The organism is Spirosoma sp., from assembly GCF_048594605.1.
In the GTDB taxonomy this organism is placed as follows: domain Bacteria; phylum Bacteroidota; class Bacteroidia; order Cytophagales; family Spirosomataceae; genus Spirosoma.
This window is the reverse complement of sequence record NZ_JBMDWV010000209.1, coordinates 1-10020: the sequence shown is the minus strand read 5'-3', so window position 1 is coordinate 10020 and position 10020 is coordinate 1. Positions and strand designations below refer to the sequence as shown.

Below are 10020 nucleotides of genomic sequence, written 5' to 3'. Positions count from 1 at the left end.
CCCCGGGCAACGTGGCCCCTGAGGCATCGGTTACCTTTCCGGAAACCTGCACCTGTGCATAAAGGCCTAGGCTAAAAAGCAGGTTGCAGAGAAGGAATAAGAATCCTTTTCTTTTGATCGTAATGATTTTGAGCATAGGTGAATAGGAATAAAGGTGAATAATAAAATGGCAAAATAATTTGTATAAGAAAAGTGGTATTTACTTTTTGCAAAAGCAGATGAGGAGAAGCTTCTCCCTACCTAGATTATTCACTATTGATCTGTGAATTAATCTGTCATAAAGGCTATTTCTTTTTATTAAAAAAACGCCTTCACCAAGTTAGGGTCCTTTTCTAAATGGCTGACTTCTTCTAGAATTGCTACGGCTAACTTGGCTAAGTTGGGCTATTTTTAGTAAGTGGACCGCGCGGTGGCTCAGAAAGAATTACGCTAAGAAGTTTGATATCCATTACCTCTGAATATCAATGTTTTACAAACAATAATATATCGTTTGGTGAATTGACCTGTAGGCTGTACCGGCCATTCTCACTTGTGGTTACGCTCTGGCTACTACGTTTTATGATTACGTTAACCCCGACAGCGGAACCATCCTGCGTGAACGTTACTAGGCCGGTAACGGTTTGTCTGGCTGGGTTATTTTGTGTGTAACCTAGTTGTGTGCATAACGTAATCAACAAGGTCCATTGTAAAAATCTTGTCATTGGTAGCTTGGATTAAGTCGTAAAAAGTTTAGCTGGAATGATCTTACGTTAAAATATGATTATTCCAGCTAAAAATTCAACAAAACCCCCAAGATTTGCTAAAATAAAACAATATTCTGCTATAAAAACATAATATTGGTTATATACTGGCTTCAGTAAATTGGCGTCCGCTTCCAGCAGTGTTTTTCAATTTACATAGTAATTTAGGTGATAGACTAGCAGGGTGTGCTGTCCGGTTTTCCGCAGTATGGAGCTAAAACGGTAGTAGGCTCCCGATTTTCAAGCGAGTGTCTCAATGAGCTTCTGCTAGATTCCAGCATACATACTAACCTTTATGAAAAAACGGGTAGCCTTTATCTTGATCCTCGGAATGCTCCTGATTCCCTTATGGTTTCGAACCATTTTCCCGCAGGTTTACAATCCTCACTGGCATCAATACCCTTTGGGTAATTTAGCCTTGTTTATAGGCCTGGATATTATCTGGATGTGGCTGACGTTGATATGCTTCCTGCTCGTGGTACGGTTGGTTCGATGGCTATGCGGCTAGCCACACAGATTCTTTAACGAGTAGCCGCTTCCCGACAAGCCGACATACTTCCCTCTTGCCAGAAGGTTGGCATCGTATTGAGCATTCGCTGATTTGCCTGCATTAGGAAATAGATTTACTTGCTTAGCTTTACATAGGCCTGGAGGAATCTAAGAACAACCCGCCCGCCCTTAAATGACTGAATCAGAGTGGATAAAACGCATTTTTGAACAGGCACCCGTTGCCATCGCCTTGCTTCAAGGGCCCGACTATCGCATTAAATTAGCCAATGCCGCCATCTACGAAATCTGGCAACTCCCCCCTGGACACCCGCCTGTGCTGGGTCGGCCCGTCTTTGAGGCTTTTCCTTCCATTGCTGGCATGGGTCTGGAAGAGTTGCTGGATCAGGTACGCCGAACGAAACAACCCCTTAGGGGGGTCCGATTTCCCTACAAACGTCACGATCAGTCCATCGCCTACATTGACTATGTTTACGCTCCCATTGAAGACCCAACGGGGCAGCTTGACATTGTCGTCTTGGCTATCGATGTCACTCAGCAGATGGCCGCTAATCAGCAAGTCAGGGAAGGCCAGGAACGCTACCGTCAGTTAGCTCAGCAATTAACCGACCGTAATCGCGAACTGGAGGAAACTAATCGGCAACTAAGTCGTTCCAATGACAGTTTACAGGCTTTTGCCTATGTGGCCAGTCATGACTTGCAGGAACCTCTGCGTAAGATTCAGCAATTTGGCGACCTCCTGCAGACCTCGCTACCCGATTCAACCTCTGAGCAGGCGCTTAGTTACATCGACCGGATGCGAACAGCGGCTAGTCGCATGGCAACACTCATCCGGGATTTGCTCGCTTATTCTCGAATCGCTACCCAGCGGACAAAGGATCAACCCGTCTCACTAGACGGCGTCCTGTCCAGTGTCATTGAGGTATTAGAACTGGTCATAAGCGAAAAAAAGGGCCAAATTGAGATTGATCCATTGCCAACAGTGGCCGGTGATGCAGTCCAGTTGGGACAGTTGTTTCAAAACCTAATCAGCAATGCGCTTAAATTTCATCAAGATGGCGTAGCTCCCCGCGTGCACATTCGTTGCCAGACCGTGGCTGACTGGCAGTTGCTATCGACGGTGCGGCCCACTAAGAACTGTCCATTTTACTATCGCATTGATGTCAGCGACAATGGTATTGGCTTTGACGAACGCTACCGCGATCGCATCTTTCAGGTCTTCCAGCGGTTGCATGGGCGGAGTGCGTACGCAGGTACCGGTATCGGACTAGCCATCTGTGAGCGCGTAGTAAGCAGTCACGGGGGAGCTATTACAGCCATCAGTCAACCCGGCCAGGGAGCTACCTTCATCATCTATCTACCAGCCCCTGGGCTGACTGGGCCGGGTTCTAACTTGTAGCCTATCACTATAAAGCCTCGATTAACGCTGTCTTACGTGATCAGACGACAACAAAACCGAATGGTTCACTATTGCTTAGGTCAGAACTAGGGCGTAGCTCTGCATTTACCTACAGATCCTTGTTAAGCCTCGATTACGTTGCGGCCTGGGCTGGCGGTTTCGTTAATGAACTGATTAATCCCAACGTAGTATTTTGCAGCACAACAACTATAAAGGCATTTACTTGTTTTTATAACGCGCCTGCTACGTGTCTACCGCTCAGGAAACATCCGAATACAGTTAGGATAAGAGGGTTTCTAAAGCCAACGTGGTTGGCTTTAGAAATGAAGAAGATGTTCAGTCTATCAGCCCTCAATTAATTTATCAATAATCAGGGCTTATCCCAGAACACGCGGGTAGTCAGATTATCCGTACCTATTCTGGATATAGCCTCCTGATAACTTGCACTGTTTCTGGCTGATTCCTCATTCGGGTAGGCAAACCGTCTGACAAAACCGCCCTGTAGATTGTTGTTGTAACTATTGGGTTTCAGCACCGGAAAGCCACTTCTTCGGAAGTTGGCAAACGATTCTCCACCGTTTCCCAAAGAAGCTACCCAGTATTGTGTATTGATCAATTCAAGCGCTTTACTGTCCGAGTAAGCAATGTTCGGCCGGGTTAAATAGCTGACCTGGCTACTAGCCGGTATAGCAGGGTTTGGTACGTTTGGGAACAGTGAGTATTCATCCATGGATGCTTTCACTCCTGCGTCATAATATTGCTGCGCGGTTTGAGCGCCCGATAAGCCCGACAGCCAGCCTCTGAATGCAGCTTCGGCCAGCAGCAGTTTCGTTTGCGCGTTTGTCACGTAAAAAACCGGGGCTAACGCGCTACCAAAGACGCTGTAATTAAGCTGAGAATAGTTCTGTCCCGTGCCTTTGGTGCCTTTATAATCGGCATATTTCAGCACGCTGGTCTGATCATAGCCTACCGGAAATCCAACCTGGTTAGCGCTGGTTGTATCCGGAGTTAGCGCTAACACCTGATTGGGATCGGCATATTTGCCCGATATATATTTCAACCGGGGATCGCCGTTCGTTTTCAGATAATTAACGAAAGGCTCTGCCAAATAATAAAAATAAGGGTTTTGCGTACGGGGACCGTTATTCAACTGGTTGTTATACGTAGACGTGAAGGCAATGACGGCGTTATCGCTGTTGGCCTGCACAACGCCCCCATTGAACGCTTCCTGAACAATGCTTTTTGCCTTATTCGGGTCCAGCTTCGAGTAACGCATACCCAAACGTAGCAGCAACGAATTTCCCAGTTTTTTCCACTGAGCCACCTGCACCGCAGCCGTAGCCGACTGGCCGAATAGTATGTCTTCTTTAACCAGCTCCTTGCTCGGATCCAAAGCCGCCGTAGCGGTCTTTATCTCGTTATACAAGTCTTCATAAATAGTTTGGTCCTTATCATACTTCGGATAGAAATTACCCTCCAGAAACGCCTTGCCAGCCTGGCTGTAAGGCACATCGCCATACGTATCGACAAGGGTCATGAAATTGTAGGCTCTCCATATCCTTACCTGGTTATACAGATTACTGCGGGCCGGATCGTTCTTTACCAGACTGATTACCTGTTCAAGGAGCTTGACCGGACCGTTGTAAGCCCCATCCCAGCGGGAAATATTGAACGTATTATTGTCTTCGTTGAAATTAAAGGCCGCTGTGGCTCCGGTATTATAGGCGTTCACAAACTGCTGAACGATAGTCTGTTCCCCTTCCCATGAGCCCGGAAAGGTTAGCCGTTGAGCGTTGGAAAACAAGAGACCAGGATTGATGCTCGTCAGGGAATACGGGTTTTTATTCAAATCAGCAAAGCCGTCATCGCAGCCTGACAAAGCGATCAAAGAGGCACAGAATAATAGGCTATAACGTAGTCGTTTCATGGTTCAGGAATGTCTTAGAATTTAACATTTAGATTAAAGCCGTAGGTACGGGTAGTCGGCAATGAAGTCTGCTCGTAACCGACGCGAGAATCGCCTGACGATGCGAACGATTCCGGATCAAGGTCAGGAATGAATTTTTTGATGAGCAGTACGTTGCGACAGGAAGCCGACAGGGCCAGCCCTTTAATGAACTTTGTTTTGGTGCTGAGGAATCGGGTAGCGTCGTACGAAATGGTAATGTTCCTCAGCTTGATAAAGTCCGATTTAAAAATGAACGGATCGGCGATTTGCAGCGAACGATAATCGGTATAAAATAACTGCGGATCGACAGCAGTCGTATTCGGCTGGCCGTTGGCGTATACGCCCGGAAAGATAACCCCACCGTCTCGACCAACTAAGGATGCTTTCGAATGGCCTTGCCGTAACGCGTTCAGCGCCGTTGACGACAATACTTTTCCGCCCGTTTTGTAGTCGAACTGGACGAAGAGACTGAGGCTCTTGTAGGTAAACGTATTGTTCCATCCCCCTGTGAGCAACGGCAGGCCACTACCGAAGAGAACATCCGGACCGGCGTTCGCCTGCAATCGACCGTTGCTGCCCAGGACAACTTCACCTTTGTCGTTACGTAGGTACGTTTTAGCCGCAAGCTGGTTCAAGGGTTGACCAACTTCATACACCAGCGAGCCGATCATCTCATTCCCACCAAACTGGCTAACGACTAACCGATTCGTATTGGGGGCCAGTGACAATACTTTCGTGGTATTGTAAGCCGTATTAAACGAGGTCCTCCAGGAAAAGTCAGCTTTTCGGATCGGGGTTACCTCCAGCAGAAACTCCACCCCACGGTTTTGTAAGGAACCCAAATTAAGCGGTGTGCCGGTATAGCCCGACGCATTGGACAGAACAACGGTCAGAATCTGGTCTCTGGTTTGTTTGTCATAAACGGCCACATCCAGATTGACCCGATTGCCAAACATTTTCAAATCAAGGCCAATCTCTCGCTCGGTCACGCTGAACGGCCGTAAGAATGGGTTAGGACTGTTCGCATTGTTAATCTGCCCCAACGTATAGCCATTCAATGGATTTTGCAGGATGCCATACGTTAATATCCCCGAAAAAGCACCGATCCCGTTGGAACTTCCGACGCTGGCATACGAGCCTCTTAGTTTACCGTAATCCAGCCAGGAACTATTTTTCAGTAATTCTGAGAAGATGAAGCTACCGCTTACCGAGGGATAAAATAAACTGTTGTTTGCTGGGTTCAACACAGAAAACCAGTCGTTACGTCCCGTAAGGTTGAGGTAAAACATACCCTTATACCCAAACTCAGCAAATCCATACAGAGAGTTAACCTGTTCCCGATAGATTCCATACGACTGCGCTTTGGTGATCCCGTTTTCAATTGAGTACAGATCTCTGATTGTAAAATCGGTCACACTCTGATCATTCGTTCGGCTATTGTTCGTAAAGATGTTGCCCCCTAGGCTGATATCAGCCGAAAAATCGCCAAACCGGTGATTACCGCCCAGCAGAAAGTCCATGTTCATTTGCCGACCAACGTTGGTATTTACCCCATACGTACCATTAAAGCCGGTACCCGCTCCATTCGCAGGAGTGGAAGTTCCCTGCCCTGTCGGAACGTTCTGCTCCAGAAACGCAACGCCATAATCCATATTGACGCGGCCCTGTAGATAAAGCCAGGGCAAAAACTGGTAGCGTACGGTTGCCGTCCCCAGAAACCGATCCCGTTTGTTGATAATGAATTGCCGGGGCATAACGTAGTACGGGTTGATTAGGGTCGACTGAAAGCCCGATGTCTGGCGCTCGGTACCATTGTCAGCAACCGCTTTTTCCCGCAATACGTCGAGCGCCAGCGTACTGGACATCCGGTAAAGAAAGTTGGGCGAACTAATACCCTGAATACCTACTTGCGGAGGATTATTGTTGTTTTCGTTGGTGTAATTGACATTCAGCTGAACAGACAGTTTGTCGGTCAGATTCTGGTTGACGCCGAGGTTGAATATCTTTTTATGATAATCATTGTTCGGCGATATCCCCAGTACGTCCTGGTTTGAAAAAGACGTTCGGAAACTACCTTTGGAACTGCCGCTGCTAAACGCAATGGTGTTCGTAAAGGAACGGCCCGTCCGGTAAAAATCCCGGATTCGGTTCCGTTGCGGGAGATAAGGTCTGGCCACTCCATCGAACTGAATAGTGGGTTCTCCATCGTATTTTGCGCCCCAGCCAAATTGACCCGTCGTGACAGCAGCCCCCTGATTCTGAGGCTTAGCACCAGCCTGCCCTTGACCATACTCATACTGAAAATCCGTAAAATCAAGCACTTCATCCGCGGCAAAATTGCTGCTGTATTCTACGCCGATACCTGCATTCTTGTTGCCACTTTTTGTTGTAATGATAATGGCACCGTTAGCCGCTCTCGATCCGTAAATAGCCGCAGCCGTTGCCCCTTTCAATACGGTCATGTTATCAATATCGTCCGGGTTGAACTGCTGCATATTATCGCCCAGATCGACAACCGGGTCACCTCCGTTTGCGCCACGAGCGCCCTGGTCCATTGGTAAGCCATTGATGACGATTAAAGGCGCGTTATTGGCACCGGCAAACGCGGATTGCCCCCGCAGACGAATTTTCGTACTTGAACCCGCCCCCGAAGAAGGTGGAGCAATATCCAGACCGGCTATTTTACCCTGTAAGGAGGTCGCGAAGTTGGTGGTCCGGTTTTGCTGAATCTCGTTCAGTTTTACCGTTTCCGCAGAATACCCTAGCTTTCGGGCTTCTTTTTTGATACCTAGGGCGGTCACCACCACTTCTTCCAGACTCTGCTCGGATTCCTGAAGCGTAACGGTCAATTGTGACTGATTACCGACTTCCTGCGTTTGTCCGGCAAAGCCAATAGCGCTAAAAACAAGCGTAGCGTTAGTTCCTACATTAAGCGTAAAACTTCCGTTCGCGTCGGTCGTAGTTCCGGTCTGCGTGTCACGTATCAGAATATTAACTCCGGGAATCGGCTGTTGATCTTTAGCCGAAATGACCTGCCCCGTTATCCGGCGATCCTGCGCCCAGGCGACCTGAGTTAGCAGAAAAATGGCTCCTATTGCAAGGCCACATGCGCTGGTGATCCTTCGTAATGTACACTTCATTTGTCGGTTTGGTTAAAGGTGAACTTAGAAAATGATTTCAATAGGTAAGCCGAAACCACTGGTTATCAGCCTTTCAATAACTCAGTATCGATACAGTATTACGTCCCTGCTCAGTTAGCTATAAGCCGATTTCAAAACAGAACAGGCATGGTGAATTCGACGGACAATCGTTTGAGTTTAGACAAAGAGGCCTGATTGTGTTTTTGTGACACATTAGAATTTACAGAAAAAGAGCCCCTGGCTGACAATCATCGAGACCTCAGCACTCCATCAAATCATCGATTGTGATTTACTAATTCAACTAAAAAGAATGACTACGACTAGACAAAAAATGGTACGTCTTTGGGGGCGTACTTCCGCATGCCCTCTTCGTTGATCTCCACCCCAATGCCCGGCTTCTCCGACAGGGGGATGAACCCCTTCTCCACCATCGGACCCTCGAACGTCACGATCTCTTTAAACATGGGCTCCTCATGAAAATAAATCTGCCACTCCAGAATCAGAAAGTTCGGCACCGACGCACACACATGACTCGACGCCATCGCCCCCAGATACGAGGCCACCATGTGCGGGGCAAACGGTACGTAGTACAAGTTCGCCAGGTTGGCAATCCGCTGGGCCTCCCCCAACCCGCCCGCTTTCTGCAAGTCCGGCATGATGATGTCCACCGCTCCGATCTCCAGCAGCTTGCGGAACCCATGCGCCAGGTAATGATTCTCCCCCGCACAGATGGGCGTGTGCGACGCTTCCCGAATCTGCCGGTAAGCCTCCGGGTTCTCGGCCGGGATGGGCTCCTCCAGAAACAGCAAATTCAGCGGCTCCATCAGTTTGGCCACCCGACGACCCGTCGTGACGTCGTAGCGACCGTGCATGTCCACACAAATGTCGATTTTAGGGCCAACCGCCTTGCGAACCCCGGCAATCTGGTTGTACATCCGCTCCAGCTCGCCCTGGCTGGCCGTCCAGTTGTAGGCATCGTACTTGTTCGGATCGTTACGTTCATCGATGTCGTACTTGACCGCCGTGAAGCCCATGTCGACGGCTTTTCTGGCACTCTTGCCAAAGGATTCGGGGCTGGTGTCCGACTCCCGGTAGGCCCCCGTATCACAATAAACCCGGATCTTGTCCCGGAACTTGCCCCCCAGCAGCTGGTAGACCGGCAGGCCCAGCGCTTTGCCGGTCAGGTCCCACAGGGCCGTCTCGATGGCCGACAGCACCGAGATGTACATGCCCGCCTGCGCCCCTTCGAAAAAGCCCGACTTGCGCACGTCTTCAAACAAGCGGTTGACATTGAGCGGGCTTCGGCCTTTGATGCGCTGGCCCATCAGCTTGACCAGGTGATAGGTCCCCACCGAGGCATCGACCGCTTCGCCACAGCCCCAGATGCCCTGATTGGTATGAATTTTCACGAACAGGCTGTGGCCACCGCGTGTGTATCCACATTTGATGTCGGTGATTTTTAAGTCAGATGGAGCGGAGGATAAGGGCGCGTTATGAACAGCGGTTTCTAACCCTTCACCAAAACTGGATAAGGCACTGGTACTGAAGACACTGGCTAAAGCGCTTTTGGTTAAGAAAGTACGTCGGGAAGTAGTTGAGCTCATGTGAGAAGGATGTAGTTAAGGTCTCTAGGTAACAACTCTAGTGGATTGCTTACCAGGTCCGGGTTTTCAGATAGTCCTGAATCTGCTCTTTCGGTACGGGGAGTTCGTTGACATGGGCGTTTAGCCACTGCGAGAAGTCCTTTTCAATCTCATCCGACCAGCGCGAGTCGATCTGGCCGGGCGTGTACTTCTGCTCCCGCAGACGCAGGTGACCGAACATATCCCGCAGGCGGATGATCTCCGAGGTCTTCACCACCTTTTCGGCCAGATGGGGCGGAATAAAGGCGACACCCCCATCGCGGCCCAGCACTACGTCGCCGGGCATGACCATCACCTTGCCGATGCGGGTGGGCCGGTTGATGCCCACCAGGGTCGTGTTCAGGTTGCCTTCGGGGTTGTGATGGGACGGATGATAGCTGCGGAAATAAGACGTAAAGCCACCGATCTCCTTCAGGCCCGCTACGTCGCGAAGGGCCCCCTCGTAGACAATGCCGTTGCCGGTTTTGGCGTAGATCGAGTTGCCCAGGTTGTCGCCGATGGTGGGGCCATCTTCCTGCATACCGTACTGATCCACTACGTAGACGTCGCCTTTGAGCAGCATATCAATGGGCCAGGCATTCTGCGATTTGACCCGGCCGTCTTTGGTATGCCCTTTTTCGTCGGTGACCCGGTGCACATCGGG

The 10020-nt window shown here is 49.5% G+C and carries 7 protein-coding genes; 2 read left to right on the top strand and 5 right to left on the bottom strand.

Annotated features, from left to right (window positions below):
* Positions 1-461 precede the first annotated feature (461 nt).
* Positions 462-701, bottom strand: a complete 240-nt coding sequence (locus tag ACOJS8_RS13045; RefSeq protein WP_420148979.1) for a hypothetical protein — start codon at positions 699-701, stop codon at positions 462-464.
* Between the two features lie 334 nt (positions 702-1035).
* On the opposite strand from ACOJS8_RS13045, the gene ACOJS8_RS13040 reads away from it, so the two are divergent.
* Together ACOJS8_RS13040 and ACOJS8_RS13035 are read left to right on the top strand one after the other, a co-directional pair.
* Positions 1036-1248, top strand: a complete 213-nt coding sequence (locus ACOJS8_RS13040) for a hypothetical protein (protein ID WP_420148978.1) — start codon at positions 1036-1038, stop codon at positions 1246-1248.
* Positions 1249-1422: 174 nt separating this feature from the next.
* Complete coding sequence (locus ACOJS8_RS13035; RefSeq protein WP_420148977.1) at positions 1423-2646, top strand: sensor histidine kinase; 1224 nt, start codon at positions 1423-1425, stop codon at positions 2644-2646.
* A gap of 370 nt (positions 2647-3016) precedes the next feature.
* Here the strand turns inward: ACOJS8_RS13035 and ACOJS8_RS13030 are convergent, their stop codons facing one another.
* The 4 genes from ACOJS8_RS13030 to ACOJS8_RS13015 all read right to left on the bottom strand — a co-directional run.
* Positions 3017-4573, bottom strand: a complete 1557-nt coding sequence (locus tag ACOJS8_RS13030; protein WP_420148976.1) for a SusD/RagB family nutrient-binding outer membrane lipoprotein — start codon at positions 4571-4573, stop codon at positions 3017-3019.
* A 14-nt stretch (positions 4574-4587) separates the two neighbouring features.
* Positions 4588-7734, bottom strand: coding sequence for a SusC/RagA family TonB-linked outer membrane protein (locus ACOJS8_RS13025; protein WP_420148975.1), 3147 nt, complete (start codon positions 7732-7734; stop codon positions 4588-4590).
* A gap of 320 nt (positions 7735-8054) precedes the next feature.
* Positions 8055-9338, bottom strand: a complete 1284-nt coding sequence (locus ACOJS8_RS13020) for a mandelate racemase/muconate lactonizing enzyme family protein (RefSeq protein ID WP_420148974.1) — start codon at positions 9336-9338, stop codon at positions 8055-8057.
* A gap of 49 nt (positions 9339-9387) precedes the next feature.
* Positions 9388-10020 (bottom strand): RraA family protein (locus tag ACOJS8_RS13015; protein ID WP_420148973.1); only part of this gene is annotated, 633 nt, incomplete at its 5' end.